The sequence below is a fragment of the Dermabacter sp. p3-SID358 genome (assembly GCF_025147465.1).
Lineage (GTDB): Bacteria > Actinomycetota > Actinomycetes > Actinomycetales > Dermabacteraceae > Dermabacter.
The window spans coordinates 1-317 of sequence record NZ_JALXOZ010000037.1; the positions used below are offsets into that span (position 1 = coordinate 1).

Here is a 317-nt window from a genome sequence, read left to right on the forward strand (position 1 = left end):
GATGGTGTTGAGCTTGCTCCTGGTGAGTCGAAGTCGTTCACGGTTGTGGTGTCGGGTTCGTTTGATCCGGCACGGGTGAAGGAGTCTGAGGTTCTTCACTGCACCGGCGAGGAAGGTGTTTCGGACGGTAAGGGCTTTGCCAACGGGGTCACGATGAAGGGTGACTCGGATGGTTCGAAGAACAACACGGCCTGCACGACGGTGGAGAAGACGCCGAAGTTCGCGGTGAAGAAGGAAGCTTCTGGTAAAGCGAACGCTGTGAATGGTAAGTGGTCCTCGACCTACAAGGTGACGGTGACGAACACCGGTGTGCTTGC

The 317-nt window shown here is 56.8% G+C and carries 1 protein-coding gene; it reads left to right on the forward strand.

Annotated elements, in window-relative coordinates; translation table 11 throughout:
- On the forward strand, positions 1–317 hold a 317-nt coding region (locus M3B90_RS09590), incomplete at both ends, for a hypothetical protein (protein WP_259890159.1).